This is a genomic window from Streptomyces sp. NPDC021212 (assembly GCF_044332925.1).
In the GTDB taxonomy this organism is placed as follows: Bacteria; Actinomycetota; Actinomycetes; order Streptomycetales; family Streptomycetaceae; genus Streptomyces.
The window spans coordinates 137878-164420 of record NZ_JBIRPZ010000016.1 but is presented as its reverse complement, the minus strand read 5'-3'; the positions used below and the strand labels follow the sequence as shown (position 1 = coordinate 164420).

Sequence of the window (26543 nt, the reverse complement as noted above, 5' to 3'; positions counted from 1 at the left end):
AAATCAGCGTCCGCAGAGCACACCGGGGGTGGGGATGCCGCGTTGGAAACCGCTGCCCGAGGGGATGGACCCCAGCGTCCGCCAGCTGGTCACACATCTGCGCAGGCTCAAGGACCGCAGTGGGCTGAGTCTGGCCGCGCTGGAGGCCAAGACCGGGTGCAGCAGATCGTCGTGGGAGCGGTACCTGAGCGGGCGCGCGTTGCCGTCGCAGCGGGCGATAGTGGCCCTGTGCGAGCTGAGCGGCACGGATCGGGCCCGGCTGCTGGCGCTTCGGGAGGTCGCGGAGACGGTCTGGAACGCGTCGTCCGCCACGCCGAACAGGAACAGGGACCAGCACGACCAGGACGACCAGGTCGATCAGGGCGACCAGGGCGAGGCGGGCCCGGCAGCCGGCGGCGGGGGCTGCGCGGCGCGGCGAGGCGTCGCACGCGGGGTCTTCACGCTGGTGGTGACCGTGGCGTTCGTCGGCGCCGCGGTGACCGGAGTGCTCCTCGGCCGGGGGCCGCAGCAGGAGGCAAGGGCGGCAACCCGGCTCCCTCCGGTGCGCTGTGACGTGCGGTCGGAAGAGGGCGCTCTCTACGCGGGCCACAGCCGAACCTGGAAGGAGACGGTCGGGCTCGGCTACTACGGGGAGAGGGTGGCCGAGGCGGAGTGCCTGCTCGGCCATCACGGCTACGACACCGGCCGGGTGGACGGCCTGTACGACATCGCCACCCGCAACGCCGCCCGGCGGGCGCAGCGGGACGCCGGAGTGGTGCCCGACGGGATCATCGGGCAGCACACCTGGCCCGTGCTGCGCCAGGAGGGGTGAGCGGGACCATGCGGTGGAAGCCGTTGCCGGACACGCTCAGCCCCGAGTGCACACGGTTCGTCACCAGGCTGCGGGAGCTGAAGGACCGCGCCGGGGTGAGCCTGGCCGTATTGGCGGAGCAGACGGCGTACAGCAAGTCGTCGTGGGACCGCTGCCTGAACGGCAGCACGCTGCCGCCGCGGCAAGCGGTGGAGGGCCTGTGCCGACTGGCCGGGCAGCCCGCCGAGCCCATCCTCGCCCTGTGGGAGCTGGCCGACCTCACCTGGCGCGGCCGCCCGGGCGCCGACGAGGCACCGGCAGGCGCCGCGCCCGCGACCGGGGCACCACAGCGGCAGGCCGCGCCCCGGCGGTCGTCCCCGCAACGGATCATGGACACCACGGCCGGTGCGGTCCGGTGGCGCCCTCCGCGGCGGACGGAGGGCGCCCGGCGGCGCTATCCCGTGTGGGCGGTGGCGGTCACCGCCGCCCTGGTCGCCGCGGTCACCCTCCCGCTCGCCTGGTGTCTGGGCGGCACCGTAGGCGCCCGGTCGGCCGCGCCGCGCCCCCCGGCGGCCATCGCCACCGCGCAGGCCCTCTGCGCGGGCCGCGACTGCCAGGGCGAGGACCCCGCGGCGGCGTGGTGCGTCAGCGGGTCCGAGACGGTCGTCAGGAAGCGCACCCCCGAAGGCACCTGGTTCGAGGTGCGCTACCGCAAGTCGTGCGGGGCGGCGTGGGGCCGTATGTGGTTCTCCCGGCCGGGGGACCGGCTCGTCGTCACCCTGCCCGGTCAGCGGCGCAGCGTGGCGGACACCGACCCGGCGAAGACCGGCGGCTACCACACCACGCCCATGCTGACGACGGACACGCCCCGGCGTGTCACCGCCTGCTACCACCCGAGGCATGGCGCGCACGTGTGCGTCGGCGGCTGAGCCGGCGGGAGTCCCGCAGGGGGAAGCGCTGCTCAGCGGCGGAGGAAGGGGAGCAGGTGCTCCAGCAGGGCCTCGGGACGCTCCTCGGGCACGTAGTGGCCGCAGTCGGGGAGGACGACGCTGTCGAGCCGTTCGGTCACCGGGTCGAGCAGGGCGCCGAGGCGTTCGCCCTGGCCACGGGCTCCGGCGACGCCGAGGACGGGCATGCGGAGCGGATGCTGCTTGCGCCGGTTGTTCTGGGCGATGTTGTCGTCCGTGGCGCGGTAGTACTCGAAGCTGGCGCGCAGCGCTTCGGGGTCGCGGGCGAGGGTTTCGACGTAGAAGTCGACGGCCGAGTCCGGCAGCGGCCGGGCGGCCTTCACCCGGAACTGGTCGCCGTAGTAGATGTCCTCGCGGCCGCGGACGAGCTGTTCGTTGATGTCGCGCTTCCGGTTGAAGGAGAAGTGCCACAGCATGTCGTTCTGCGCCTCCGGGCCGAAGACGGGGATGTCGCGCGCGAGGCCGGGGATCATGGCGTCGAGCAGGGCGAGGCGTTCGACCGTGTCGCCGTGGTCGGCGGCGAGGGCGTAGCCGAGCCACATGCCGACGTCGTGCCCGGCCATCGCGAAGCGCTCGTGGCCGAGCGCCCGCATGAGGGCGACGAGTTCGGCCGCCACGGTGCCGGTGTCGTATCCGTCGCGGGGCTTGTCGGACGGTCCGACGCCGCGCGGGTCGACCGCGACGACGCGGAAGTGTTCGGCGAGGCGCGGCATGACGTGCCGCCACACGTACCAGTTCTGCGGCCAGCCGCCGACGAGGAGCAGGGGCCGCCCGGCGCCGCCCTGCACGGTGTGCAGGGCGACGTCGCCGACGCGGACGAGGGTGCTGGCGAAGACGTCCGTGAAGCCGTCGGGGAGCCAGGGGACACCGGTCACGGTGCCGAAGCCGGTGAGCGGGCGGGTCGTGGTCGTGGTCGTGATCATGTGTGGCTCTCCTTGCGCATGTGTCGGGTCACTGTGACGGGGACGGGGGCGGTGACGGCCGGCGGCGTGCTCCGCCCACCGTCCGGTCGAGGAGGGCGATCGCGGTGAGGAGCGCGGCGAGGAAGCCGGAGAACCACAGCGTCGCGGTCGTCGGGGTGGTCCGTTGTGCGGCGAGGCCGAGTCCGAGGGAGGTGACGACGAGACCCGTGTAGGCGGCGAGGAAGAAGGTCGCCAGGGCCTCCGCGCGCACGTGCGCGGGCGCCGCCTCCGTGACCAGCGCGACCGCGGCCTTGAAGAGCGTGCCGGCGCCGATCCCGGCGATGACGCCTCCCGCGATGAAGAGAGCGGGGTCCTCCCGCACCATTCCCGCGGCGACGGCGGCGCATCCGGCGGCTTCCGCGGCGACGCCGAGGGCTCGGCGCGCCGCGGGCCGCAGGGCGCCGGTGAAGCTCTGGCCCAGTACCGCGGCGGCGAAGACGGCGAAGACCACGGCGCCCGCGACGGCCGGCGACGTCTGGCGCAAGGTGGTCGCGACGAATCCGGGCGCCAGTGACGTGAAGAGCCCGAAGATCGCCAGGGCCGCGCAGGCGCACGCGACCGCCAGGGAGAAGGGTCCGGCGCCGCCGTGCGGACGCACCCGCTGCACGCGGTACGGCACCGGGCGGGTGGGGCGGTCCACGGTCTCCGGCAGGGCGGTGACGGCGACGGCCCCGGCGATGAGGAGCACCGCGAAGACGGCGTAGGGCGTATGGATCGGGGCCGGGACGTACGCCGCGAGCAACCCGGCGACCAGCGGGCCCACGCCGAGGCCGCCGACGTTCGCCGCGGTCGACACCGCCTGGAAGCGTCCCGCCTGCCCAGCCGTGGGCCGCGAGCGTATGTGGAGGTCCTGGAGGTAGGCGGTGGCGGTCGGGGTCGCCATGCCCACGCCGAGGCCGGTGACGAACCGGGCGAGGAGAAGGCCGGGCAGAGCGGGCCACACGAGGAAGAGGACCGCCGCGGTCAGCTGACCCAGGAGCGCCGCGACGAGGACCGGGCGACGGCCGGTGCGATCGGAGAGATGACCGGCGGCCACCAGGCCGACCGCCACCCCCACCGCGTACACGGCGAAAACCACCGTCACGGTGAACGAACCGAAGCCGTCCCGCTCCTCGTACAGCGGATACAGCGGCGTCGGCACGGTCGAGAACGCGGTGGTGACGGCGAAAATCACCGCCACGGCCCAGAACCCCACCCGGTACCGCCCGGGGCCGGACGGCTTGCCGCAGGGAATCCGGGACTTTCTGTCCGGGGGCTCCACCACATCATGGGGGAACCGTTCCAACTGGTTCATGTGAACCTGTTTAAACGGTTCCCCCGGGCGATGTCAACATTGGCCTCGGAGCGGCGGAGCATTTACGATGAACCCCCATGACCGGTTCACCCATGGCCTTCCGGCTCGGCAACGAGATCCTGGCGTTCCGCTTCGTCGCCACGCTCGGGGAGCGGCGCGGCGACGCGGTGGTGGAGCGCATCGCCACCCCGGAGCAACTACGGGCGTGGCTCGCCGTCAACGAGCTGGGCAGCGCGGACATGCCGCTCCCCTCCGACGCCCTCCTGCGGGACGCCCGCGAACTGCGCGAGGCCATCCACCGGGCCGGGACCGCCATCGCCGCCGACGACGTTCCGGACCCGGCGGACGAGGCGCTGCTCAACCGCTGGACCGCGCGTCACCGGGCGCGGCTCGTCCTCACCGGCGGGCGGGCGCGGTGGCGCCTCCCGGACACCGACCCCGCCCGCGCGGCGCTCGCCATCGTCGCCGTCGACGCGGTCACCACGCTGGGCACCCACCACGAAGACGGCGTGATCAAACGCTGCGAGCAGCGCACCTGCGGAGGGCTCTTCCTGGACACCAGCCGTGGCCGACGGCGGCGGTGGTGCTCCATGGCGACCTGCGGAAACAAGATGAAGAAGGCGAACCTCAAGAGCCACCGAGCGGCACGAGAGGAAGCCGCGCTCGGCCAGCCGTGATCGGCCTTACACAGCCGTGATCGGCTCCTGGAGTTCCGTCACCCACTCGTCCTGGTTCTCCGGGCACTCCAGGTAGATCTCCCGGGGGTATCCGGCCGACCGGTAGCCGTTGGCCTCGATCCAGCGGCCCAGGGTCTGGATGGTCGGCAGGACCGCCTCCATCGACCCCCGGTGGACGATCGTCGCCGCCTGCTCGACCGGCGGCAGGTCCACGACCCGCAGGCCGTCGTCCTCCTGCACCGGGGCCGCGACCTCGATCCCGGCGTGGATGAGGACACCGCCGTCCGGCGCGTCCTCGTAGTAGGCGACACCGGGCCCGGTCGGCGTGATCCCCACCGCCGCCAGACGCGGGAGCAGTTCCCCGTACAGCGGCTGGATGACCGGTCCGATGGCGTCGAATCCGGACGCAACGCCGGTCAGCTCGGCGACGCGCACGCCCGGAAGGCTCTTCACCGCGACATCGTCGGACGACATCTGTCCCTCGCTCTCGATCGACCGGAGCCTCGCCTCGACCTGCACCAGCCGCGCCGCCGCGGCCGTCATCGTGGCCTCCAGGTCGGCCCGCCGCACCCACAGCATGGTCCGCAGCTCCTCGGTGGTGACCTTCTCCTCCAGGATCTCCCGGACCTGGGAGAGGGTGAAGCCGAGCTCTTTGAGGGCGATGATGCGGTTGAGGCGGGCGAGCTGGGCGGCGGTGTAGTACCGGTAGCCGCTGGCGGGGTCGACCCGGGCGGGGTGCAGCAGTCCGGTCGCGTCGTAGTGGCGCAGCATCCGGACCGACACCCGCCCGTGCCGGGCGAAATCTCCGATGGTGAACATGATGTCTCCCAGTCCACGGCCTCACACGGTGTCAGGGTCAAGCACCCGCCGCCGAACCGGGGCTTGACCTTACCCTCAAGGGCAAGGTTTAGCGTTCGTCGAGGTGAGAGACATGCGGATCGGTGAGCTGGCCCGCCGGGCCGGTGTGACGACCAAAGCGGTGCGCTACTACGAGTCACTGGGGCTGCTGACGCCCGGGCGACTGGCCAACGGCTACCGGGACTACGACGAGCACGACGTACGGCTCGCGCGGGAGATCCGGGCGCTCCGCGGCCTGGGGATCCCCGTCGAGCGCACCCGGCCGTTCCTGGACTGCCTGGACGTCGGCCATCAGCACGCCGACGACTGCGCGGCGTCGCTGGCCGGGTACCGGCAGGCGATCGACGAACTGTCGCAGCGCATCGCGGGGCTCACGGCACGCCGGACGGCGCTGATCGGGCACCTCCAGCAGGCCGCCCACCGCAACAGTCGCGTCTCCCCCGGCAGTGAAGGGCCCGACGACGGAGGAGCGAACCCGATGAACGACTACCTGAGCCTGCCCGCCGACCTGCCCGTCCCCGAGGACGACGGCGCGACCGCCCATCTGCCCGGCACCCCGGCACCGCCCCTGGAGCTGCGCAGCACCGGCGATACGACGGTCCGGCTCGACGCGCTGGGCACGGGCCGGACGGTGCTCTACGTCTACCCGCTCACCGGCCGCCCTGGCACCGACCTGCCCGAGGGGTGGAACGCGATCCCCGGCGCCCGCGGCTGCACCCCCGAAGCCTGCGGCTTCCGCGACCACTACCAGGAGCTGCTGGACGCCGGCGCGGTCCGGGTGTTCGGCCTGTCCAGCCAGGACACCGACTATCAGCGCGAGGTCGTGGAACGGCTCCACCTGCCGTTCGACATGCTCTCCGACCCGGCCCACAGCCTGGCCGGGGCGCTGGCCCTGCCGACGTTCGAGGTCGCCGGGCTGACGCTCTACAAGCGGCTGACGCTGATCATCCGCGGCGGCGTGATCGAGCACGTCTTCTATCCGGTCTTCCCGCCGAACGAGCACGCCGACCAGGTGCTGACCTGGCTGCGCGACGCCCCTCGGTAGGGCTCTCCTCGACAGGGCTGACCCCTGGCCGCCGCTGACAAGGCGGCCAGGGGTCGAGTACGGGTGCGGGCCGCCGTTATGCGCCCGGCCGCCAGTCGAACGGGAAGTGCTTGCTGGACCCGCCACGGTACTCGCGGGAGAAGTCGAAGCCCTCGGCGTGGTCCTCACTCACCACACCCCACGTCGCGACCTGGCCGGGCCCGACCTCCGCCCCGGGGGCGTTGAGCAACTGCACCCGGCGTTCGGGGTCCGAGGTGGGACCGGTCAGCGCCGTGGCGCCCACGCTCACCTTGTCGGACACGGTCGCCCGCCAGTACGCGAGATCCGGCGCGGCATCGAAGTGAATCGGGGCGTATTGCACGCCGCGCACGTCGCTGATCAGCGAACCGAACGTGCCCGGCCACCCCCCGGCGTTGCCGCGGAAGATCTCCTCGAGGGCATCCCGCTGTGTGAGGTTAGCCCGCCACCCGCGGCAGTGCAAATACCCGCGGGGGGTATACAGTCAGGTGCGGGATCAGCGGTCGCGCGCCAGCCGCCCCTCGATGCGCTCCCGCAGCCTCCCCGCCCGCGCGTCCCGGTAGCCGTCCACGAGGCGCAGGGCGTCGGCCCAGTGCCGACGGGCGGCCACCGCATCGCCCTCCTCGCCGCTCAGGGAGGCGGCGGCGAGGCCGTCCAGCGCGATGGCCTGCTGCCACGCGTCGCCCAGGTCCTGCTGCGCGCCCGCAGCCCGGCGGTGGAAGGCGGCGGCCTCGTCGTGGCGTTCAAGGCGCCGGTACGTCTCACCGGTGCCCTGCCAGGCAAGGGCTTCGCGGCCGCGATCGCCGAGGCGGCGGTGCAGAGCGGCGGACCGCTGGTACGAGGTCAGCGCCTCGGCGAACCGTCCTGCGGCCTGCTGGGCATCGCCCAGGTAGAGCAGCCAGTACGCTTCCGCCACCCGATCGCGCAGCTCCAGCGCGATGTCCACGGCGTCCTGCGCCGCCTGAACGGCCGCGTCCGGCTCACCGCGTTCGCGAAGCACCGCACTCCGCAGTCGCAGGGCATTGCCCACGCTGCGCCGGTTTCCCATCCGTCGATGGACGGCCAGCGCCTGATCGAGTTGGTCCGCCGCTTCCGTGAGGCGTCCCGCCTCACGGTGCGCTGTCGCCAGGTTGGCGCGCGTCACGGCTTCCCAATGCTCGCCGCCGAGGTCCCGGAACAGATCCAACGCGCGCGTGAAATGGCCCTCGGCCTCGTCCAGCCTCCTCATACGCAGCGCGATCAGCCCCAAAGCGTTCAGCGCGGCGGCCTCGCCCCGCGCGTCGCCCAGCTCGCGCCGGATCGTCAACGCCTCCTGGTGCGCGTCCCGGCTTTCGGTGAGGCGGTGGAGCTGACGGTAGGTGAAGCCCACACTCTGCAAGAGCCCGGCTTCCCCGGCGCGGTCGCCGAGACGTCGTACGGCGCCCAGGCCGATCTCCCCTGCCACAAGCCATTCCGCGACGGGAGCGGACGGGGCCGGGACGCTCCAGAGCACCAGGGCCAACTGCCACGCATACCGATCGAGTCCGGCCTTCTCGGCGGCGTGCACGGCGGTGATCAGATTCTTCCGTTCCCGTTCGGCCCAGTCGACAGCCTGGTCGTGGTCGGAGAACGACAGCGGGGCGACCTGCTCGTCCGCCGGGTCGAGCTCAAGACGGTCACGGGCAGGCGCCATCAAGCCCTGCGCGGCATCGGCCGTGTGCAGGTACCAGTCGAGGACGCGCCGCAGTGCGGCGGCGCGGCTGTCCGGCGTCTCCTCCAGCCGGGCCTGATCTGTCGCGTAGGCCCGGAGCAGATCGTGGAATTCGAAGCGGTCCGGGGCCGTCTGTTCCAGCAGATGCGCGCCAACGAGAACGTCCAGCGACTGCCGGGCCTTCCGCACGCTGATTCCGGCGAGAGCGGCGACGGCCTCGACGCCGAACTCGGGCCCCGGGTGCAGGCCGAGCAGCCGAAAGAGGCGCGCCGTGTCCGGGGACAACGCCCGGTAGGACCAAGCGAAGACGGAACGCACCGCGTCGGCGTCCTGCTCCTCTCCCGTGCTCAGCGCTTCCCACAGTCCCGACTCATCCCGCAGATCGGCGATCAGCTCGTCCAACCCCATGTGCGGATGGCACGCGGCGCGCTCCGCCGCGATACGCAGCGCCAAGGGCAGGCGGGCGCAGAGCCGGGCGAGTTCGGCCAGCTTCTCCGCGTCGTCCTCGGGCCGGTAGCCGGAGGTCACGGCCCGCAGGAGGGCGACGGCCTCCGGTTCGGGGAGGGTGCCGAGGGTGATGCGGTGCGCCCCGTCCCGTACGGACAGCCCGGACAGCCGCCCGCGGCTGGTGACGACGACGAGACAGCCGGAGTGACCGGGCAGCAGAGGCCGTACCTGGGCGGCGGTCGCGGCGTTGTCCAGGACGATCAGCACCCGGCGGTCGGCCAGCAGAGAACGGAACAGCGCGGCGGCGGACTCGGTGTTCACCGGAACCGCGTGCGCGGGAACGCCGAGCCCGGTGAGGAACCGGTGCAGCGCTTCCTGCCCGGTGACCGGCTCGCCCGGGGCGTAGCCCCGCAGGTTGACATAGAGCTGGCCGTCGGGGAAGTGGGCCTTCACCTGGTGCGCCCAGCGCAGGGCCAGCGAGGTCTTCCCCGCGCCCGCCGTCCCCGCCACAATGCATAACGCGACGACGACCGAGGTTCCGCCGTCCCTCCTCTCGGCCAGGATCGCGTCGAGGCGGTGCAGCTCGTCGGTGCGGTTGACGAAGCCCCTTACGTCAGCGGGCAGTTGTCGCGGTACGACCTTCGCGGGGCCGCCGCCCGGCGCCGGGTCGTTGTGGAAGTGAACTCCTCCGCTGATGGACCCGGCCTGTATGACGTCGCGAGACGAGCCCGACAGGTCGTTGTCCGTGCCCCCTGGGCGTCCCTCGCCTGCGTCGTCCTCGTTGATGGCCCTACTCCGCTTTCATCCGCGGGGGAGGGAGGTGCGCCACGTGGCGCTCGAAGTAGGACAGGATGTCCTCCCCGCCCTCGTAGAGCTCCGCGATGAAGCCCTCCCAGTTTTTGATCAGCTCAGGGTCGCGGAATCGGATGCCACCGTCCAGGGCGCCTGCCTCGTTGTAGAGGACCCGGTAGAGGACCCGCCCGCCGACCACGACCACCTCGGGCAGCGGCCCGTCCGCCTCCAGGGCGCTCCACGCACCGGGGCCGATGACACGGATCTCCTTTCCCGCCTCGGCCTGTACGCGCAGGGCGTGCAGTTCCCAGTGCAGATACGGAGTCAGTGGCTCTTCCACGACCCGCACGCGGTGGAAGACGATGTTGCGCTCGCGATCCTGACGGACGGCCTCGCGAAGGTTCTCCCGCTCCTCCTCGAGGAGCCGCACGGACTCCTCCCAGCGGCCCTGGCAGAAGGCGTCCCAGCTGTCGCCCTTGTCCACGAAGTCCTGCTGCCGCTCGAACTTCCAGCAGTCCACATCGCGGATCGCGCCGCGATGCAGCCGGAAGTCACTTCGGTAGTCGGCGATGACCAGCCGGTCCCCCTGGGAAGAGGCCAGCTCAAGAGCGCTCCGGTCAAGCATCGGCGATGTCCGGCTTTGCCGAGCGGAGCATGGCCCCCGGGATGATCACGAGGCGTTCATCCGCTGCGAGGGTTACGCCTGCGGGCAACCGGGCGGCATAGGCATCCGTACGATCCCGCCCCACGATCGCGATATCGCCGTTGTCGAGCTCCCAGATGTCCGGACAATCATCCTCCTCCCTGGTCACGCCCAGCTCTTTGGCCGACTTCCCCAACCGCCGCGCGAACGCTGCGGATAAATCAGCATCCCAAGGACGAGACATGACGCCTCCCACCTCCACAACCCGAGTACTACAGAGCGTATGGATGCCGACTACGCACGGCAAGGCTGGGCGTGCGGTCCAGGCGGCTGTCCGCCAGGACGGTGAGGGCGCGTGCTCAGGACGCGTAGTCCTTGAGCTCCTCCGTGTTCAAGGTGATCCCGATCGGGTCGGGGAGTTCGACCGCCTCGCCGTACGCCGAGACCCTCCTGTTGCGGTACATCCCGCGCTGCGGCTCGCTGTAGACGACGAGCGTGCACTCGTCGCGGTCGACAAGGAGGTAGACCGGGATTCCCGCGGCGGCGTAGCCATCGGGCTTGTCCACGTGGTCACGCCGGTTTGCATCCCTATCGTGAGAGGTGACCTCGACGGCCATCAGGACCCCCTCGGCGTCCGACCACTCGCCATGCCCCGCGAAGTGCTTGCGGGGCGCCAAGGCGCCGTCCGGGCGGGCACGCCCCTTGCGGTAGCTTTCTGCCTTCAGCCCCCGCTCCCGGTACAGCCGCAAGTCCGGACGATGCTGCATGCACTGGTCCTGCACCCACATGATGATCTCGTCGTGATCCCCGTCCGGCACGGGCTTGACCTCTAGCTTTCCGCTGATGAATTCGAGCGTGACGGTTTCCGGCGCCGTACGGGCGAGCTGCTCGAACTCCTCGATGCTCATCTGCGGCCGATCGGTGGTGCCAGGGGTCATGGGTTCGCCTCCTCGCACCCATGGTGCCCCGACATCGGGTGGCGCGTCCTGCAAGGTCATTCGCTCATCCTTTCGCGTCGCGGGCGGCGGCTCGCAGCCGCTCGGCCCAGGTGTGAACGTCGCTGCCGCCCGGCGGCAGCGGCTCCGCCTCGCCCCGGCAGGGGCGGCAGAGGCCGCCGGGGAGGGCGGCGGGCGGGCCGGGGCGGCCGCAGTCGGTGCACTCCAGGAGGCGGCTGATCGTGATCTCCGGCCGCGCTTCCGGCAGCGGCGGCTCGGGCGGCAGCTTGGACTCCAGCCGGGTGCGGGCCATCCCCGCCGGGCTGTGCACCTGCACAGGCAACCCGGCCGTCAGCGCCTGGACGAGGCGGACGGGGTCGGCGTCACGCGCCAGCCAGGCCGCCGCGAGGGGTTCGAGGGCGGTGCAGTCGGCGGCCGAGAGGGTCATCCGGGGATCCGTACGGCCCAGGGACGCGAGGGCGTCGTACGCGGGAGTTCTGGCCGGTACGGGCGCGGTGGGGGCGGGCGCGGGACGAGGTTCCGGGGCGTCGTCGCCGCGTACGAACGCCGCCCACCACTCCTCCCCGCGCGCGGTCCGCGAGAAGAACGTACGGGTCACCCAGCGCGCCCCGTCCTCCGTGATGTGGTGCTCGCGTACGCGCCGCAGATGACCGGCCTCGGACAGCCGCCGCAGCGCGGTGGCGCAGGCCATTTGGCCGTAGTCGGGAAGGGTCTTGGCGAGCGTCTTGGCGTCCATCGCGGAGCCGTCCGGCAGCCGGTCGATGTACGCGGCGATGGCCGCCTCACGCCTGGGCAGATGTGCGAAGTCGTCGGCGCGACGAGGGGATTGGCGGGGTGCGCTGCGCTTGCCGTAGCCGGGGTTGGCCAGCGGGTGTGCGGACGCGCGCGGGGCAGCGATACAGTCGGCAGAAGCCACGGATCGAGTCCTCTTCGATCTTGTAGGTCAGGCCCCGGTTTGGTGTTGGCGCACCGCCGGGGCCGTTTGCTTGTTGCCGCGAACGCTAGACCGCCGCAACCGCGCGTGGCAAGTCGGTCACGTCATGTGCACAAGCAGGGAGGGTGGGTGGGTTTGTGCAACCCACCCGTTCCTTAGATAAATGCGCTCAGGTCTCGGCGCCCGAAGCTCAGTGCCTCTTACGATGGCTCACGACCGCAACTGGTCAGCTGATTGCCGCAGATTGACGATCGGGGCGCTGGAAAATGTCAGGAACAGACTGGATGTCATCGAGGTCGGAGTTCGCCCAGGCTCCGGTCGATCTCCGTACGGACATCCCGCACTCCGCCCGCGTCTACGACTACCTCATGGGCGGCAAGACCAACTACCCGCCGGACCGCGCCGCCGGCGACGCCTCGGCGCGGGCCTGGCCCAGCCTGCCGACGTCCATGAAGCAGGCGCGCTACTTCATGCACCGGTCGGTCCGTCATCTGGTGCGTGAGCACGGCATACGTCAGTTCCTGGACATCGGCACCGGCATCCCGACGCCCCCGAACCTCCATGAGGTCGCACAGGAAATCGCCCCCGACGCTCGGGTCGTGTACGTCGACAACGACCCCATCGTCCTCACCCACGCCCGTCACCTCATGACGAGCACGACGGAGGGCCGCACCGAGTACATCGACGCGGACATCCGCGACCTCGACTCCATCCTCGGCGCGGACTCCCTGCGCAAGACCCTGGACCTGGAGCAGCCGGTCGTGCTGTCCCTGATCTCGATCGTCCACTTCGTCATGGACGAGGACGATCCGCAGGGTCTGGTGCGGCAGTTGATGGCCGAACTGGCGCCGGGCAGCGCGCTGGCCATCACCGTCTTCACCGGCGACACGGCCCCCCAGGAGGTCGCCGGGGTCGGCCGCGAGTACAACGAGCGCGGCATCCCCCTCAAGATCAGGGACAAGGCCGAGGCCGAGCGGTTCTTCGACGGCCTGGAACTGATCGACCCCGGCGTGACCCTGCTCCATCACTGGCGTCCGGACGCCACATGCGAGGGGGTCCGGGACGAGGAAGTCGCGATGTACGGGGGCGTGGCGCTCAAGCGGGGCTGACGGTGGCGGTGGCGGCGAAGGTTATGAACTCCGCCCAGGCGTCCGGGGCGAGGGCCAGTTGCGGTCCGGCGTTGAGCTTCGAGTCCCGGACGTGGACGGTGTGCGGGCAGGTGGCGATCTCTACGCAGTTGCCGCCTTGTGTGTCGCTGTAGCTGGACTTGGCCCAGCTACCAGCGACCTCCACGCAGGCGCCGCCTTCACTGTTGCTGTAGCTGGACTTACGCCAGGAGAGGGCGACCTCTACGCAGGCGCCGCCCTGAGTGTCGCTGTAGCTGGACTTGAACCACGCGAGCTCGTCGCTCATAGCTCCTCCGCCAACTTTCTGATGAAGTCTGCCGAATCCTCAGGACTGAGGGCTCGCCGAATGATCATGGCATGCCGCTGGGCGATGACGCTGACCTTCGCCGGGTCTGCGGACAAGATCCCGGTCTCCTGGGCTTCTACGTACGCAAGCTGCTCGTGCTCGGGGGTTTCCAACAGTACGAACGGTCCGTTGAGGCCCGGGTGGGCTCCCCCAAACGGCAAGACCTGGATGGTCACATTGCGTCGCTCCCCCATGTCCAGCAGGTGCTGCAGTTGCCGCTTGTGGACGTCGTACTCGTCGACCGGGTAGCGCAAAGCCGCTTCCCCGATCACGAAGTTGAACGCCTTCGTCTGCTTGTCCAACAGGGAGTGTCGCTCCAGCCGGGCCGCGACTCGCTCCTCGATCGTCTCGTCGTCCAGCACCGGACACGCCGCTTGGAGCAGCGCTCGGACAGTTTCCCCTGTCTGCAGGAGTCCTGGAATGTGCTGAGGCTCGAACCAGTTGAGGACAATCGCCTCGGCCTCGTACCGGATGAAGTCTTCCGAGTACGACGCGAACTTATCCGGCTTCAGGTACTCCTGACCCGCCAGCAGCAGCCCCCGCGCCCCGAACATCTGGTCCGCGACCTGGAGCAGCCGTAGCGCGGGCTTGCGGCGCCCCTGCTCCATGGACTTCACGGTCTCGTACTCGTAGTTGGCCTCTTTGCCCAGTTCCTCGCGGCTCACCCCGGCCTGCATGCGCCACAGTTTGATCTGGTTTCCGCAATACCGCCAGGACATCGGCGACTGCGAACCACCCTCCATGACCGTCATCGCGCCCTCTCTCCCATGAGGCACCTGCGGTACGCATACGCTCCGTACCGACGTCGTTACTCGGGCACAGTGCGCCTGACCAGCAGCATTCCGGTCATGAATGCACCAACTCCCCCACTTCCGATGGACATCGAATGGCGGCTCCCCCGCCACCCCCGCAGCGCGGGCCGGGCGCGGGCGCTGCTGCGTGAGCAGGCCCGTACGTGGCAGGTCCCGGACGCGCAGGCCGAGGTCGCCGTGTTGCTGATCAGCGAGCTGGTGACGAACGCCTGCCGCCACGCGCGCGTTTCCCCAGGTCGGGAGATCCGCGCACGCTGCGTGGTGCGTGACGAGAAACTGCGCGTCGAGGTGTCGGACGCGAGCGAGGCGATGCCTCAGCCCCGCACGGCGACGGCGGAGGACGAGTCGGGGCGGGGGCTGGCGCTGATCGCGGCGCTCGCGGACGCGTGGGACGCGCATCCGCGCGCCTGCGGCATCGGGAAGACGGTGTGGTTCGAGCTGAAGTTGATCGCGGTTACGTGACCGACGCGAGGCCACCCGCCAGCAGGTCGTAGGCGTGCTCGGCGTCGCGTACGGCGCCCGGGTAGCGCTCGTCGGCGGTCTCGCCTGTCGTAAGGCGCTGGAAGTTGTCCATGGACAGCGCCCATTGGACGCCGATGACCTGGACGGCGGCCAGGCGGGCGGTGAGGTCCGGCGCGTCCGTGGTGTCGTGCAGGGCCTCGGCGAGGGCGCGTTCGCCGCCCGCCTTGAAGCGCTGCATGCGGTCGATCAGGGCCGGGGTTCCGAAGATCAGCTCGGTGAGCGAGCGGATCGCGGGGTGGTCGTTGAGGCCGGTGATCGGGTCGCGGCGGCGCAGACCGTCGAGGAAGTGGGCACGCAGGGCGTCCAGCGGGGTGGTGTGCGCGGGGCGGGCGCGTACGACCCGGGCGGCCTCGGCCTCGTGGTCGGCCATGCGGTGCACCACGAGGTCTTCCTTGGTCGGGAAGTACGCGAAGAGCGTGCGCTTGGAGACCTCGGCGGCCTCGGCGATCTGGGCTACGGAGACCTGGGTGAAGCCGTGTTCGAGGAAGAGGCCGATGGCGGCGTCGGAGATCGCCGTACGGGTGCGCTCCTTCTTGCGTTCGCGCAGTCCTGGCTTGTCGGGCATCGTCACGGCGTTCACGTTACCCCACCTCACTGCACTTGGATTATTTCTGCACCTGGGGTACTTATCTACTGAGTGCAGAGACGCGAAGGGGAGCGTGGGATGAGCGAGACCGAGGTCGTCATCGTGGGGGCCGGGCCGACCGGGCTGACGTTGGCGCATGAACTGGCGCTGGCCGGGGTCCAGACCCTGGTGCTGGAGAAGCTGACGGAGCGCGTCCAGCAGGTGAAGGGCGGGGCCATCCAGCCTCGTACGGCGGAAATGCTGGAGCTGCGCGGGCTGCTGGAGCCGATGCTGCGGCGGGCGCTCCCCGGCCCTCCGGTCGGCGCGAATTTCGCCCTGCTGCCGGTGCCGCTGGACTGCAGGTCCTGGGACACCCGACATCTGTCCCCGATCATGCTCCCGCAGTGGGAGATCGAAGAGGTGCTGGAGAAGCGGGCCACCGCCCTCGGCGCGCGCATACGGCGCGACGCCGCCGTGACGTCGGTCGAGGCGGACGACGACGGGGTGACCGTCACGACGGACGACGGCCTACGGGTGCGGGCGCGGTACGCGGTGGCGTGCGACGGGGGCCGCAGTGCGGTTCGTAAGAAGCTCGGCATGCCGTTCCCCGGGCGGGACGGGACGTATCTGGCCGTTCTCGCGGACATCCGGCTGTCGGCTGTATCGCCGTTGGTCCCACGCGAGCGGGGGCAGATCAGCACGCTGACGCGCCAGGCGAACGGCTACTGGGCCATGCTCATCCCGCTCGGCGACGACCGCTACCGGCTCACCTACGGGCACGAAGGCCCGGCGGACCGCACCCGGGACACCCCGGTCGGCGAGGACGAGATCGCCGCCGCGCTGCGGGCCGTATACGGCGGGGAGACGGTGCTCGGCGGGGTGGACAACGCCTCGCGGTTCTCGGACGCGACCCGGCAGGTCGAGCAGTACCGGGAAGGCCGGGTGCTGTTTGCCGGGGACGCCGCGCACATTCATCCGCCGCTGGGCGCCCAGGGGTTGAACCTGGGCGTGCAGGACGCGTTCAACCTGGGCTGGAAGCTGGCCGCGACCGTCCAGGGCCGGGCGCCGGCCGGGCTGCTCGACAGCTACCACGCCGAACGGCACCCGGTCGCGGCCCGGGTGCTCCACCACACCTCGGCCCAGCGGGTGCTGGCGGACCCGCGCGCGAGCGAGGACGTGGCGGCCCTACGGGACATCTTCATCGACCTGATGCGGCTGCCGGACACCAATCGCTACCTGGCGGGACTGATCTCCGGCCTGGCCCTCCACTACGACGTACCCGGCGCGCACCCCCTCGCCGGGCAGCGGGTCCCGGACGCCGACCTCCGCACGGACGCGGGTCCCACCCGGCTGTCGGCCCTCTTCGGCGCGGGCCACGCCGTGCTGTTGGACGTGGGCGGGCTCGTCCCGGACGACGTGACGCTGCCGGGACGCGTCGACCTCGTACGCGGCAAGTCCACCACCGACCTGGGCGCGGGTGCCCTGCTCCTCCGGCCCGACGGCTACGTCTGCTGGGCGGCGGACGACGCCGAGGCGTGCCGCGCGGGGGTGTTGGACGCGGTCGCCGAGCACCTGACGACCGGGTGATCAGACCAGACGGCGTGCCGTCGCCCAGCGGGTGAGTTCGTGGCGGTTGGAGAGCTGGAGCTTGCGCAGAACCGCCGAGACATGGCTCTCCACCGTCTTCACCGAGATGAACAGCTGCTTGGCGATCTCCTTGTACGCGTAGCCGCGCGCGATCAGGCGCAGCACCTCGCGTTCGCGCTGGGTGAGGCGGTCCATGTCCTCGTCCACGGGCGGGGCGTCGGTGGAGGCGAACGCGTCGAGGACGAAACCGGCGAGGCGCGGGGAGAACACCGCGTCGCCCTCGGAGACGCGGAAGATCGCGTCGACCAGGTCGGTGCCGGTGATCGTCTTGGTGACGTAACCCCGGGCGCCGCCGCGGATGACGCCGATGACGTCCTCGGCGGCGTCCGAGACGGACAGGGCGAGGAAGCGCACCGGGCGCTCCGCGGCCGCCATCAGCGCGGCGCTGCGGCGCAGCACCTCGACCCCGCCGCCGCCGGGGAGGTGGACGTCGAGCAGGACCACCTCGGGGCGGGTCGCGGTGATCACGGTGACGGCCTGGTCGACGTCGGCCGCCTCGCCGACGACCTCGACGCCGGTACGGGCCGTCTCGCCGATCTCGGCCTGGACGCCGGTGCGGAACATGCGGTGGTCGTCTACGAGGACGACGCGGCAACGGCGGGCGTCGTCCTTACCGTTGCCGCCCGCACCAGCCGTACCGCCCGTTGCCTCGGTCATGTCGTCGCCCTCTCCATCTCCAGCTCCACTACCGTGCCCCCGTCGGGCGCGGACCTCAGCCTGGCCGTGCCGCCGTTGCGCTGCATTCTGCCGATGATCGACTCACGGACGCCCATGCGGTCGTCCGGAACCGCGTCCAGATCGAAACCCGGGCCGCGGTCGCGTACGGATATGAAGATCGTGGCGCCCTCGACTTCGGCGAACACCTGGACCGCCCCGCCGTCGCCACCGTACTTGGCGGCGTTCACCATCGCCTCGCGCGCGGCCTGCATCTGCGCGCCCAGCCTCTCGTCCAACGGGCAGTCGCCGACCACTACGACCTCGATCGGGACGCCGTGGTGGTCCTCGACCTCCGCCGCCGTCGCCTTGACCGCCTCGGCGAGGGTGTCCGGTTCATCCGCCTCGTCCTTGCCGGTGCCCTCCGGCTTGTAGAGCCAGGCGCGTAGCTCCCGCTCCTGGGCCCGGGCCAGCCGGGCCACTTCGCGCGGGTCCTCGGCGCTGCGCTGGATCAGGGTGAGGGTGTGCAGCACGGAGTCGTGGACGTGCGCCGCGACCTCGGCCCGCTCCTGGGCGCGGATGCGCATCAGGCGCTCCTCGGAGAGGTCCTGCGTCATCCGGATCACGTACGGGCCGGCCAGCAGCGCGATGCCGACGATCACCGCGAGGGCTGCTTGGAGGACGGCGCCGAGGTGCCGGGCCGAGCCCTGGAGGACGAGGATGCCGGTCACCCCCGCGCCGACCAGCACCACCCCCGCCCCGGCCCGGGCCAGCGGCAGGACTCGCTTGCTGCGGCTCAGCTCCACCCACTGGGCGCGGCGGGCGTTGTCTGCCTGCCGCCAGAACAGGGCGACGCCCGCGCCCACCAGGAGCAGGGGCCAGATGTAGGTGTTGGCGCGGCCCAGCTGGACGCCCTGGATGAAGATGCCCATGCCGATGAAGAGCGCGACCAGGGCGATGATCTGGCCGCGCTCCGGCTTGCGGGCCAGGATGCGGCGGCGTCCGTCGGGGCCCACGGTGGTGAGCGGGCGGGTCGTCGTCTCCCCTACGCCGCCGACGCCGAGGGGGACGATGAACCAGAACAGCGCGTAGAGGAGGGTGCCGAAGCCCTCCGCCATGATCAGCGCGACGAACGCGATCCGGACCCAGGCGACCGGCAGCCCCAGGTGCCCGGCGAGCCCCCGTGCCACGCCGCCGAGCAGGCGTCCCTCGGCGCTGCGGTAGAGCTTGCGCGGGGGTGGCTCGGTGGGGGTGGTCGGGGGTGCGGGGGCGGTCATGCCTTCGATCGTCACACGGGCCCCGCGTTCCGGACATCAGGGTCGACCCTGATCATTCCCGGAGCGGGGCCGGTGCGGGTGCCTGCGGCGCTGTCCCCCACCCCGCCCCTTCCCGAAACTGGGGCTCCGCCCCAGACCCCGACCGGGGGCTCCGCCCCCGCACCCCGCCGGGGCTCCGCCCCTGGACCCCGCTCCTCAAACTCAGTGGGGCATCTCCGCCCCGGCCCCCGCTCCCCGAGCGGGCCGGGAGGGGTTGGGGTGCGCCGGAGGGGCCGGGTTGCGCCGCGAGGGCTGGGGCGTGCCGGACGGGCTGGGGTGTGGGGCATCTCCACCCCCAGCCCCCGGACCCCACTCCCCGAGCGGGACCGGAAGGGTTGAGGTGCGGCGGAGGGGCTGGAGTGTGCCGGAGGGGCTGTGGCGCGTCGGCCGGGCCGGGTTGCACCGCGAGGGCTGGGGCGTGCCGGACGGGCTGGGGTGTGGGGCATCTCCACCCCCAGCCCCCGGACCCCACTCCCCGAGCGGGACCGGAAGGGCTGGGGGCGCCGGACGGGCTAGGGGTGTGCCGGAGGGGGTGGATTGCTTCAGGCCGGCGTGTGGCCGTATTGGGTGGTGAGGGGGGCCAGGGTTGGTTCGCCGAAGCGGGTGCGCAGGGTGTGGAACGCGCTGGCCTTCTCCTCGCCGAAGCGGCCGATCTGCGCGGCGTAGGTGTCGAAGGAGAGGAAGGCCGGAGGGGTGGTCTTGGTGTGGAACTTGTCCGCGTACATCACCAGCTGTTCCTCGGCGGTCTCCGCCACGTAGTCGGCCACCGGCAGGGGGAGGTTCTGCCGTTCGATGTCGTGGCGCGTGAGGCCGACGCCCGTGTGGCAGGAGCAGAAGCGGCACAGCTGCTCGGGGAAGCCCTCCTCGCGGAGGATCGCGTGACCGAGCACGCCGTGGCGGATGTAGTCCTCGGTGCGGAGTCGGCCGGTGTTGTCGTAGAGCCGGTACACGCCGATGTCGTGGAGCAGGGCGCCCGCGCGGGTGAGGTCGGCGTCGAGATCGAGCCGGTGGCCGTCGGCGGACAGCAGTTGCTCGGCGATCTTCCAGACGATCTCGCAGTGCGTGTACACCAGCTCGAACGCTTCAGGCGTCGGCGCGTGCTTCTCGTGCAGCGCGCGGATGTCGTCGACCGTCGGGAGGATCACGGCGGGAGCGTAGCAACTCCCCCCTACGGCGCGGACCTACCGCGCGGACCTACGGCGCGGAGCCCTCCGTCCCCCGGGCGCGCTTCCCCCGGGCCACGTACGTCAGGGCCGACACCGCCCCCGCCACGCACAGGCCGCCCACCAGCACCATCAGCGGCGCGAGCGACCGCACGTCCCACTCCCCGGCGGCGTCCAGCCCGTACACCGTCGCCACGCCCAGCACGACGAGGCCCGCCACCAGCTTTCCCGGCTCCATCGGATGCCGCTTCATGAGCGCGTCACCTCCACGTTCCCCAGGCCGATCGACAGCCGCAGGACCAGCGTTCCGTGGGCCTCGCTCGGCCCGCCCTTCGGGTCGAGGGTCACGCTCCGCTCGCGGCCCGGCTCGATGTCGATGTTGTCGCCGGGCTCGCCCGGGAGCCGGATGTCGCCGAGCCCCGTCCGTATCGACAGCTTGAGGCGGGCGTCCCGGGGCACGGTCACGGCCAGCTTTCCGGCGCCCACCTCGGCCCGGGTCCGGACGGTCTGGTCTTCCGTCAGCCGGAAGTGGTCCAGTTTCAGTTCCCCGACGCCCCCGCCCAGCTCGTACGAGGGCCGCACGGCGCCCGCGGACGTCGGGGCCCAGGTCTCGCGGGACCAGTCGGTGGTGACCGACCGGGGGAGCGCCGTGGCGGCGGCCAGCAGCGCGCACGTGACGACGGTCATGATGGCCGTCCCCGCTCCCGTCCGCCCGTACCAGCAGCTGACCACCATCCCGAGCCCGAAGACCGCCAGCGCGCTCGTGAGGCCGATCTCCAGGCTGGTGCCGAGCGGTTGGGAGTACCAGGACAGCCGGATGCCGATGGCCGCGGCGGCGAGGGCGACCAGGAAGATCCAGCCGCCGATGGAGGACCGGTCGCGGATCCGCCGGGCCCGCTCCGCCCGCGCCACGGCCCTGTCGTACGGGCCGTCGTCCGGCCCCCACAGATACCCCGCCCCCGATCGGCCCGGCCCGCCCGGCAGCCCCGTCGTACCGTCCTTGACGATCGGATCCCGCCACCACGACGGCCCCGGCCCGCCCCGCGTCGGCGGAGCCTTGGCCTCCGGAGGCGCGTCCGCGACGGCCTGCGCCGTGGCCGAATCCACCGCCCCGCCGTACTCCGCCTGTCGCCGGTGGTGCGACCAATAACCGACGCCGGCCACCGCGAGGAACAGCATGAACGAGAACGACACCACGCCGCCGTTGTTCAGCATCGACAGAAACAGCCCGCAGCCGACCAGCGCGCACAGGACCGCCGTCAGCGCCGGGCCCTCGACACGCCCGGAGAGCAGCCGGCGCCCCTCGTTCTCGTCCTCCCCGTTGAGGGGGACGAGCAGCCAGCAGAAGCCGTACACGATCAGGCCGATCCCGCCCGCGACGGCGAGCATGGACAGGACCACCCGGAAGATCACCGGGTCGACGTCGCAATAGCGGCCGAGCCCGCCGCACACCCCCGAGATCATCTTCTGGTCACGGCTGCGCCGCAGCGGCGCGCTCATGAAGGGCGGCGGCTGCGTGCCCCGGGATTCCCCGGAACCGGCCGCCCCCTCGCCTTCGTCCGCCACGGTGGGTGCATCGGTCATGCGTCCATGGTGACAAGACGGTCGTTCCGGGGACATCCGGTGAAACCCTGGGCCTTCCCTGAGATCATCCCCGATGTCGCGGCGGCTATCGTGGCGGATCGAACATGCGCGACATGCGTGAAAGCAGGCCGCCGTGGAGCGGGAGGGGAGTGCGGTGTCGGACGTAGGGCGGCTGATTGCCGGACGGTACCGGCTGGCCGAGCAAATCGGCCGCGGCGGCATGGGTACGGTCTGGCGCGCCGAGGACGAACTGCTGGGCCGTCAGGTCGCCGTCAAGCAACTGCACGTCTCGCCGAACCTCAGCGAGGAAGAACTGACGACGATGCACGAGCGTACCCGCCGCGAGGCGCGGAGCGCGGCCCGCATCACGCACCCCAACGTGGTCGTGGTGCATGACGTCGTGGACGACGGGGGGCTGCCGTGCATCGTGATGGAGTACGTGCCCTCCACCACCCTGGCCGACCTGCTCAAGGAGGGCGGAACGCTCTCCCCCGACGAGACCGCCCGCGTCGGCCGCGGCATGATCGCCGCCCTGCGCGCCGCCCACGCGGCGGGCGTCCTGCACCGCGACGTCAAGCCCGGCAACGTGCTGCTCGGCACCGACGGCCGGGTCGTGCTCACGGACTTCGGCATCGCCATGGCCACCGGTACGTCCACGCTCACCAAGACCGGCGAGGTCGTCGGCTCCATCGACTACATCGCCCCGGAGCGGGTGCGCGGCCGCAAGCCCGGCCCGGCGTCCGACCTGTGGGCGCTGGGCGCGACGCTCTATCAGGCGGTGGAGGGCCGGGCTCCGTTCCGTAAGCCGACGCCGATCGAGACCGGGTACGCGATCGCCGTGGACCCCCTGGACCCGCCGAAGCGGGCGGGCTCGCTGGCCCCGCTGATCGAGGCGCTGCTGGAGAAGGAGCCGGAGCAGCGGCCGACGGCGGAGGAGACGGAACGGGCGCTGCGCGGCCCGGCGTCGGAGCCGGAGACGACGGTGTATCCGGTGGAGGACCGTACGACCACGACCATGGTCCTGACGAGGACCCCGACTCCGGCCCCGTCCTCGCCCCCGGCCCCGACTCCGCCCCCGCAGCCGCAGCCGCAGCCGCAGCCGCAGCCGCCGCGGCAGCAGGACGCCACGCCGCCGGCGCCCATCCCTGCCCCCGTTTTCTCCCCCGCCCCGCCGCCCAAGCTCTCCAGCCCCCGCAAGGCCCGTTGGGCCGCCATCGGGACGGCGCTGGCGGTCGTGATGGTGGCGGGCGGCGTCTATGTGTGGAAGACGGACGGCAGCTTCCCGTCCGTCTCCGACTCGGGCCCCGGCACCTCGGCCTCCCCCTCGGCCACCCCGTCCCCCGTCCCGAAGGGCTACCACCTGGCGAAGGGCCTCGGGGTCTCCTTCCCGGTCCCCGACAACTGGACGTACGACTCCGACGCGGAGGGCAAGGTCGACAGCACCCAGGAGGTCCGCTACCTCGACCCCACGAAGATGGCCCGACTGTCGGTCAACGTCCTGGACTTCGCGTCCAAGGACCAGGTCAAGCACTTCGAGGACGTCGAGAGCGCCCTGAAGGACGAGGTCCTCGCGTACGACCGGACCCGCCTGCAGGAGACCACCTTCCGCGGCATGCCGGCGGCGGTCTGGGAGTTCCGCTTCAAGGGCCGCGCCCGCTGGTTCCGGGCGATCGACCTGGGCTTCGGCAACGAGGGCGACAAGGAGTACGCGATCTACCTCAGCGCGCCGGAAGACCAGTGGAGCCAGTACCGCCCGATCTTCGACAAGGTCCGCGACGGCATCCGCCTCCCCTGAGCCGGTCGACCCTACGTGAACAATTGTGAGTTCTGGCGGCGGCGGTGCTTGGACCAGGCCGTGTCCAGGGACAGGTAGGGGGCGCCGGCGAGGACCAGGGGGAGCCAGGCCATCAGGTAGGCCAGGTCGTTGCCGTAGTAGTACGGCTCCGTCTGCCAGCTCACCGTCAGCCACAGGCTCAGCGAGATCAGGGCGCCGCCCAGGGCTGCCAGGCGGGAGAGGAGGCCGAAGAGAGTGCCGAGGCCGACGGCCAGTTCTCCGTAGGCGATGACGTAGCCGAAGGTGGTCGGGGCGTTCAGGGCCTGGTCGACCATCCAGGGGACGGCCGATGTGTCCCGCACCTGGTTCATCAGCTGGCCGATCGAGCCCGCGCCGCTGTCGGCGAGGAACGCCGAATCGGTCAGCTTGTCGATCCCCGCGTACACAAAGGTGACGCCGAGGAAGATCCGCAGCGGCAGCAGCGCGTAGCGGGCGGCCGTCTCCCGCACGCCGCCCGTCTGCGCGCCGCCTATGCCGCTCACGACGTTCACACTGCCCGCGTCGCCCGCGGGGCCCCCTCCGACTGTTCGGTCCGCATGCCTCATGACGCCCGCCTCTCCCGTTGCGCTGTCATCAAAACCATACGGAGGGGAAGCGGATTCCTACTCAGTCGAGCACGTCGATTTGGTAGCGGTTCGTCTCCGCCCCCGAGGCCGTCACCACCTGCACGTCCACCCGGCCCGGCTCCACGTCCACCGGCACCGGAACGGTCAGCGCCGTGTCGGTCGGGTTGCTGAAGCCGCCCGCCACCGGCACCAGGGGTACGTGGACGTGGACGGCGCCGATGCGGACGACCATCCGGGCCAGCCGGTCGGGGTCCTGCGCGCCCGGCGGGACGAAGCCGTTGCCGCGGATCTCGATGTCGTCGCCGGTGCGGATCGGGGCGTCGCGGTCGATGCCGCCCTCCTCGGGGCGGACCCGGACGACGGACAGCACGGTCGGGCGGCCGCCCTCCGCGTACTTGCCGGTGAGGTACATCAGGACGGAGACGACGGCGAGCAACACCAGCCCCCAGGGCAGCTCCGGCAGCCGCCACGGTTCGCGGGCGAGGCCGACGGCGGCGAAGGTGAGGGCGACCGCGTGAACGACGACGTACTGGGCGTCGGCGAAGCTGCCGCGGCCCGCATCGTCCGTGAGGAGGTCGGCGGCGCGCGGGCGGACCGCGCGGACCTTCTGGAGCCGCTGCGCCCGCACCCGGGCCGCGACGACGAGCCGGGCCAGCACCGCGGCCACGCAGGTCAGCCCGGCGACCGTGAGCAGCCCGGCGGCGTGGCCGAGGGACAGGCCGCCGGCGATCCGGTCCCGGTCGCCGGGGACGACGGCCAGTTCGACGGCGAGGACGAGCACCGAGAAGACGGCGAGCAGCAGCCAGGCGGCGGCGAGGGAGCGGGAGGTGGACATCCGGTTGTCCTCGCCGACGAGCGGCGCGAGCGGGCCGCCGCCCGCGTAGTGCAGCCGGGCGGTGAGGGTCAGCAGCGCGCCGGTGACGAGGGCGGCGGCGAGCCCGGCGGTGCGGGCGACCGACCAGCCGGCGCCGAGCGCCGTCGCCAGCTGCCCGACCAGCAGCGCCCCGACCGCGCCCCACACCACCAGCAGGGTGCGCCGCCACACCGCGTCGCGCCATGCGGTGCTCTCGGCGTGGCCGCTGTCGACGACCGTACGGGCCGCGTGGGCGAGTTCATCCGACACCCACTGCCGGGACGCCCCCGCAGAGTGCGCGAGCGCCGCCGGAACGCCCTCTCCGGCCGCGAAACGCTCCCGCATGGCCACGAACGCGGCCACCGCCCTCCGGTGGCCCTCACGGGCGCCCTGGGGGCACTCACAGCCCGCCGGGCCGTGGTCCGGGTGGCAGCGGCCATCAGGTGCGCCTGCCTTCGCCTTCGTGGCGTCTTTCGTCGTGTCCACCGCCACGAGGTCTCACCGCTCCGTCGTTCACTCGTTCTGTACGTTCAGTCGTCTGTACGGGGCGCTCGGAGCGCCCCAACTGACATGCGTTGGGAGGGGATTGTGCCGCACGGAGAGGGGGCTCAGTTGAGCAGGTCCGGCTCACCGCGGGTGATCTGCAGATACAGAGGCTGGTAGTTGATCCACGCCACAAGATCGCTTCCGAGCTGCTCACGGGTCTGCGCGGCGCTCTCGTGATCGATGAGAACCGGCTTCCCCGCCGCCTTCGCCGTCAGCTGCGTCTGGCAGGCGCGCTCCATCGTGATGAACCACCACGCGGCCGCGTCGACCGAGTCCCCGACCGTCAGCAGACCGCGATTGCGCAGGATGAGGGCCTTGTAGGCACCGAGCGCCGCCGCGATCCTGCGCCCCTCCTCCTCGTCCACGACGATGCCGGTACTGCTGTCGTAGAGCCCGTGGTCCTCGAAGAAGGCGCACACGTCCTGGGTGATCGGCTCCAGCAGCTCACCGAGCGCGGACAGGGCCCGGCCGTGGACGGAACGGGTGTGGGCGACCGCCACCACATCCGGCCGGGCTCGATGCACGGACGAGTGAACGACGAAGGCCGCCTGGTTGACGTGGTAGCGCCCCTCGACCACCTGGCCCGCCTCGTTGACGAGGATCAGGTCGCTCACGGTGATGTGGGCGAAGGGCATGCCGAAGGGGTTCACCCAGAAGTGGTCGGTGAACTCCGGGTCGCGCACGGTGATGTGTCCCGCGACGCCCTCCTCGTACCCGTACCGCCCGAAGATCCGCAGCGCCGCCGCCAGCCGCTCCTTGCGATACCGCCGCTCGTCGGCGAGCGAGGCGTGGGTGGGCGGCATGGTGATGTGCAGTTGGTCGGTCGGTATCGGCTCGGGGTTTTGCCGCGGCATGGGCATCGTCATGGGCAGCTCCCTCCTCGGGACCTTCAAGGCTCCGAGGCGGAAGCTACCTCTGGGTATCGCCGGAGGCC

General features: G+C 71.6%; 28 protein-coding genes. 8 read left to right on the top strand and 20 right to left on the bottom strand.

Going from position 1 to position 26543, the window contains the following annotated elements; translation table 11 throughout:
- The first annotated feature begins 34 nt into the window (after nt 1–34).
- Both ACH4SI_RS35010 and ACH4SI_RS35005 read left to right on the top strand, forming a co-directional pair.
- Nucleotides 35–811, top strand: a complete 777-nt coding sequence (locus ACH4SI_RS35010) for a helix-turn-helix domain-containing protein (RefSeq protein ID WP_398302988.1) — start codon at nt 35–37, stop codon at nt 809–811.
- Nucleotides 808–1719 carry a DUF2690 domain-containing protein gene (locus ACH4SI_RS35005; protein ID WP_398302986.1) on the top strand — a complete coding sequence of 304 codons (912 nt, stop codon included), beginning with the start codon at nt 808–810 and terminating at the stop codon, nt 1717–1719. The genes ACH4SI_RS35010 and ACH4SI_RS35005 overlap by 4 nt, the downstream gene beginning before the upstream one ends.
- 32 nt (nt 1720–1751) lie before the next feature.
- Here the strand turns inward: ACH4SI_RS35005 and ACH4SI_RS35000 are convergent, their stop codons facing one another.
- Complete coding sequence (locus ACH4SI_RS35000) at nt 1752–2681, bottom strand: alpha/beta fold hydrolase (RefSeq protein ID WP_398302984.1); 930 nt, start codon at nt 2679–2681, stop codon at nt 1752–1754.
- Between the two features lie 28 nt (nt 2682–2709).
- Nucleotides 2710–4014 (bottom strand): MFS transporter, encoded by a 1305-nt coding sequence (locus tag ACH4SI_RS34995; RefSeq protein WP_398302982.1) that lies wholly within the window; start codon nt 4012–4014, stop codon nt 2710–2712.
- Nucleotides 4015–4091: 77 nt separating this feature from the next.
- Here ACH4SI_RS34995 and ACH4SI_RS34990 point away from each other — a divergent pair, with 77 nt between their 5' ends.
- Nucleotides 4092–4691, top strand: a complete 600-nt coding sequence (locus ACH4SI_RS34990; RefSeq protein ID WP_398302980.1) for a CGNR zinc finger domain-containing protein — start codon at nt 4092–4094, stop codon at nt 4689–4691.
- Nucleotides 4692–4697: 6 nt separating this feature from the next.
- Here the strand turns inward: ACH4SI_RS34990 and ACH4SI_RS34985 are convergent, their stop codons facing one another.
- Nucleotides 4698–5510, bottom strand: coding sequence for a MerR family transcriptional regulator (locus ACH4SI_RS34985; RefSeq protein ID WP_398302978.1), 813 nt, complete (start codon nt 5508–5510; stop codon nt 4698–4700).
- A 112-nt stretch (nt 5511–5622) separates the two neighbouring features.
- Here ACH4SI_RS34985 and ACH4SI_RS34980 point away from each other — a divergent pair, with 112 nt between their 5' ends.
- The gene (locus ACH4SI_RS34980; RefSeq protein ID WP_398302976.1) at nt 5623–6594 is read left to right on the top strand and encodes a MerR family transcriptional regulator; all 972 of its coding nucleotides are present in this window, start codon (nt 5623–5625) and stop codon (nt 6592–6594) included.
- Nucleotides 6595–6670: 76 nt separating this feature from the next.
- Here the strand turns inward: ACH4SI_RS34980 and ACH4SI_RS34975 are convergent, their stop codons facing one another.
- From ACH4SI_RS34975 to ACH4SI_RS34950, 6 genes are all read right to left on the bottom strand, one after another.
- Entirely contained in the window at nt 6671–7075 is a 405-nt protein-coding gene (locus ACH4SI_RS34975) for a DUF1326 domain-containing protein (RefSeq protein ID WP_398302974.1), read from the bottom strand.
- 33 nt (nt 7076–7108) lie between these two features.
- Complete coding sequence (locus ACH4SI_RS34970) at nt 7109–9259, bottom strand: ATP-binding protein (RefSeq protein WP_398302972.1); 2151 nt, start codon at nt 9257–9259, stop codon at nt 7109–7111.
- 280 nt (nt 9260–9539) lie between these two features.
- The gene (locus ACH4SI_RS34965) at nt 9540–10166 is read right to left on the bottom strand and encodes a DUF6879 family protein (RefSeq protein WP_398302970.1); all 627 of its coding nucleotides are present in this window, start codon (nt 10164–10166) and stop codon (nt 9540–9542) included.
- A complete protein-coding gene (locus ACH4SI_RS34960; protein WP_398302968.1) occupies nt 10159–10428 on the bottom strand; it encodes a hypothetical protein in 270 nt (89 codons plus the stop codon). Before ACH4SI_RS34960 ends, ACH4SI_RS34965 begins: the two co-directional genes overlap by 8 nt.
- A gap of 115 nt (nt 10429–10543) precedes the next feature.
- Entirely contained in the window at nt 10544–11122 is a 579-nt protein-coding gene (locus ACH4SI_RS34955) for a Uma2 family endonuclease (RefSeq protein ID WP_398302966.1), read from the bottom strand.
- A gap of 64 nt (nt 11123–11186) precedes the next feature.
- Nucleotides 11187–12056, bottom strand: coding sequence for a hypothetical protein (locus ACH4SI_RS34950; RefSeq protein ID WP_398302964.1), 870 nt, complete (start codon nt 12054–12056; stop codon nt 11187–11189).
- 284 nt (nt 12057–12340) lie between these two features.
- On the opposite strand from ACH4SI_RS34950, the gene ACH4SI_RS34945 reads away from it, so the two are divergent.
- Entirely contained in the window at nt 12341–13183 is an 843-nt protein-coding gene (locus ACH4SI_RS34945) for an SAM-dependent methyltransferase (protein ID WP_398302962.1), read from the top strand.
- Here the strand turns inward: ACH4SI_RS34945 and ACH4SI_RS34940 are convergent.
- Nucleotides 13170–13487 carry a DUF397 domain-containing protein gene (locus ACH4SI_RS34940; RefSeq protein WP_398302960.1) on the bottom strand — a complete coding sequence of 106 codons (318 nt, stop codon included), beginning with the start codon at nt 13485–13487 and terminating at the stop codon, nt 13170–13172. The two genes, ACH4SI_RS34945 and ACH4SI_RS34940, sit on opposite strands and share 14 nt — an antisense overlap.
- Nucleotides 13484–14299, bottom strand: coding sequence for a Scr1 family TA system antitoxin-like transcriptional regulator (locus tag ACH4SI_RS34935; protein ID WP_398302958.1), 816 nt, complete (start codon nt 14297–14299; stop codon nt 13484–13486). The genes ACH4SI_RS34940 and ACH4SI_RS34935 overlap by 4 nt, the downstream gene beginning before the upstream one ends.
- A gap of 96 nt (nt 14300–14395) precedes the next feature.
- Between ACH4SI_RS34935 and ACH4SI_RS34930 the strand changes: the two genes are divergently transcribed.
- Entirely contained in the window at nt 14396–14821 is a 426-nt protein-coding gene (locus tag ACH4SI_RS34930) for an ATP-binding protein (protein ID WP_398302956.1), read from the top strand.
- Here the strand turns inward: ACH4SI_RS34930 and ACH4SI_RS34925 are convergent.
- Nucleotides 14814–15446, bottom strand: coding sequence for a TetR/AcrR family transcriptional regulator (locus ACH4SI_RS34925; protein ID WP_398303024.1), 633 nt, complete (start codon nt 15444–15446; stop codon nt 14814–14816). The two genes, ACH4SI_RS34930 and ACH4SI_RS34925, sit on opposite strands and share 8 nt — an antisense overlap.
- 99 nt (nt 15447–15545) lie before the next feature.
- Between ACH4SI_RS34925 and ACH4SI_RS34920 the strand changes: the two genes are divergently transcribed.
- Complete coding sequence (locus ACH4SI_RS34920) at nt 15546–17033, top strand: FAD-dependent monooxygenase (RefSeq protein WP_398302954.1); 1488 nt, start codon at nt 15546–15548, stop codon at nt 17031–17033.
- On the opposite strand, the gene ACH4SI_RS34915 is transcribed toward ACH4SI_RS34920, so the two are convergent.
- From ACH4SI_RS34915 to ACH4SI_RS34895, 5 genes are all read right to left on the bottom strand, one after another.
- The gene (locus ACH4SI_RS34915) at nt 17034–17750 is read right to left on the bottom strand and encodes a LuxR C-terminal-related transcriptional regulator (RefSeq protein ID WP_398302952.1); all 717 of its coding nucleotides are present in this window, start codon (nt 17748–17750) and stop codon (nt 17034–17036) included.
- On the bottom strand, nt 17747–19024 hold the full coding sequence (locus ACH4SI_RS34910; protein WP_398302950.1) for a PspC domain-containing protein: 1278 nt from the start codon (nt 19022–19024) through the stop codon (nt 17747–17749). Before ACH4SI_RS34910 ends, ACH4SI_RS34915 begins: the two co-directional genes overlap by 4 nt.
- A 581-nt stretch (nt 19025–19605) precedes the next feature.
- On the bottom strand, nt 19606–20208 hold the full coding sequence (locus ACH4SI_RS34905) for an HD domain-containing protein (protein ID WP_398302948.1): 603 nt from the start codon (nt 20206–20208) through the stop codon (nt 19606–19608).
- 49 nt (nt 20209–20257) lie between these two features.
- On the bottom strand, nt 20258–20479 hold the full coding sequence (locus tag ACH4SI_RS34900; protein ID WP_398302946.1) for a hypothetical protein: 222 nt from the start codon (nt 20477–20479) through the stop codon (nt 20258–20260).
- On the bottom strand, nt 20476–21810 hold the full coding sequence (locus ACH4SI_RS34895; protein WP_398302944.1) for a PspC domain-containing protein: 1335 nt from the start codon (nt 21808–21810) through the stop codon (nt 20476–20478). Before ACH4SI_RS34895 ends, ACH4SI_RS34900 begins: the two co-directional genes overlap by 4 nt.
- A gap of 154 nt (nt 21811–21964) precedes the next feature.
- Here ACH4SI_RS34895 and ACH4SI_RS34890 point away from each other — a divergent pair, with 154 nt between their 5' ends.
- Entirely contained in the window at nt 21965–23605 is a 1641-nt protein-coding gene (locus ACH4SI_RS34890; protein ID WP_398302942.1) for a serine/threonine-protein kinase, read from the top strand.
- Nucleotides 23606–23616: 11 nt separating this feature from the next.
- On the opposite strand, the gene ACH4SI_RS34885 is transcribed toward ACH4SI_RS34890, so the two are convergent.
- From ACH4SI_RS34885 to ACH4SI_RS34875, 3 genes are all read right to left on the bottom strand, one after another.
- A complete protein-coding gene (locus tag ACH4SI_RS34885; RefSeq protein ID WP_398302940.1) occupies nt 23617–24189 on the bottom strand; it encodes a DoxX family protein in 573 nt (190 codons plus the stop codon).
- 61 nt (nt 24190–24250) lie between these two features.
- Nucleotides 24251–25555, bottom strand: coding sequence for a hypothetical protein (locus tag ACH4SI_RS34880; protein WP_398302938.1), 1305 nt, complete (start codon nt 25553–25555; stop codon nt 24251–24253).
- A gap of 116 nt (nt 25556–25671) precedes the next feature.
- Nucleotides 25672–26475 carry a class II aldolase/adducin family protein gene (locus ACH4SI_RS34875; RefSeq protein WP_398302936.1) on the bottom strand — a complete coding sequence of 268 codons (804 nt, stop codon included), beginning with the start codon at nt 26473–26475 and terminating at the stop codon, nt 25672–25674.
- Between the last annotated feature and the right edge of the window lie 68 nt (nt 26476–26543).

Coding starts and splice junctions, on each gene's coding strand:
- ACH4SI_RS35010 (WP_398302988.1), top strand. CDS start 35: ATGCCGCGTTGGAAACCGCTGCCCGAGGGGATGGACCCCAGCGTCCGC.
- ACH4SI_RS35000 (WP_398302984.1), bottom strand. CDS start 2,681: ATGATCACGACCACGACCACGACCCGCCCGCTCACCGGCTTCGGCACC.
- ACH4SI_RS34995 (WP_398302982.1), bottom strand. CDS start 4,014: ATGAACCAGTTGGAACGGTTCCCCCATGATGTGGTGGAGCCCCCGGAC.
- ACH4SI_RS34990 (WP_398302980.1), top strand. CDS start 4,092: ATGACCGGTTCACCCATGGCCTTCCGGCTCGGCAACGAGATCCTGGCG.
- ACH4SI_RS34985 (WP_398302978.1), bottom strand. CDS start 5,510: ATGTTCACCATCGGAGATTTCGCCCGGCACGGGCGGGTGTCGGTCCGG.
- ACH4SI_RS34980 (WP_398302976.1), top strand. CDS start 5,623: ATGCGGATCGGTGAGCTGGCCCGCCGGGCCGGTGTGACGACCAAAGCG.
- ACH4SI_RS34965 (WP_398302970.1), bottom strand. CDS start 10,166: ATGCTTGACCGGAGCGCTCTTGAGCTGGCCTCTTCCCAGGGGGACCGG.
- ACH4SI_RS34960 (WP_398302968.1), bottom strand. CDS start 10,428: ATGTCTCGTCCTTGGGATGCTGATTTATCCGCAGCGTTCGCGCGGCGG.
- ACH4SI_RS34955 (WP_398302966.1), bottom strand. CDS start 11,122: ATGACCCCTGGCACCACCGATCGGCCGCAGATGAGCATCGAGGAGTTC.
- ACH4SI_RS34945 (WP_398302962.1), top strand. CDS start 12,341: ATGTCAGGAACAGACTGGATGTCATCGAGGTCGGAGTTCGCCCAGGCT.
- ACH4SI_RS34940 (WP_398302960.1), bottom strand. CDS start 13,487: ATGAGCGACGAGCTCGCGTGGTTCAAGTCCAGCTACAGCGACACTCAG.
- ACH4SI_RS34935 (WP_398302958.1), bottom strand. CDS start 14,299: ATGACGGTCATGGAGGGTGGTTCGCAGTCGCCGATGTCCTGGCGGTAT.
- ACH4SI_RS34930 (WP_398302956.1), top strand. CDS start 14,396: ATGAATGCACCAACTCCCCCACTTCCGATGGACATCGAATGGCGGCTC.
- ACH4SI_RS34925 (WP_398303024.1), bottom strand. CDS start 15,446: ATGCCCGACAAGCCAGGACTGCGCGAACGCAAGAAGGAGCGCACCCGT.
- ACH4SI_RS34920 (WP_398302954.1), top strand. CDS start 15,546: ATGAGCGAGACCGAGGTCGTCATCGTGGGGGCCGGGCCGACCGGGCTG.
- ACH4SI_RS34915 (WP_398302952.1), bottom strand. CDS start 17,750: ATGACCGAGGCAACGGGCGGTACGGCTGGTGCGGGCGGCAACGGTAAG.
- ACH4SI_RS34910 (WP_398302950.1), bottom strand. CDS start 19,024: ATGACCGCCCCCGCACCCCCGACCACCCCCACCGAGCCACCCCCGCGC.
- ACH4SI_RS34900 (WP_398302946.1), bottom strand. CDS start 20,479: ATGAAGCGGCATCCGATGGAGCCGGGAAAGCTGGTGGCGGGCCTCGTC.
- ACH4SI_RS34895 (WP_398302944.1), bottom strand. CDS start 21,810: ATGACCGATGCACCCACCGTGGCGGACGAAGGCGAGGGGGCGGCCGGT.
- ACH4SI_RS34885 (WP_398302940.1), bottom strand. CDS start 24,189: ATGAGGCATGCGGACCGAACAGTCGGAGGGGGCCCCGCGGGCGACGCG.
- ACH4SI_RS34875 (WP_398302936.1), bottom strand. CDS start 26,475: ATGACGATGCCCATGCCGCGGCAAAACCCCGAGCCGATACCGACCGAC.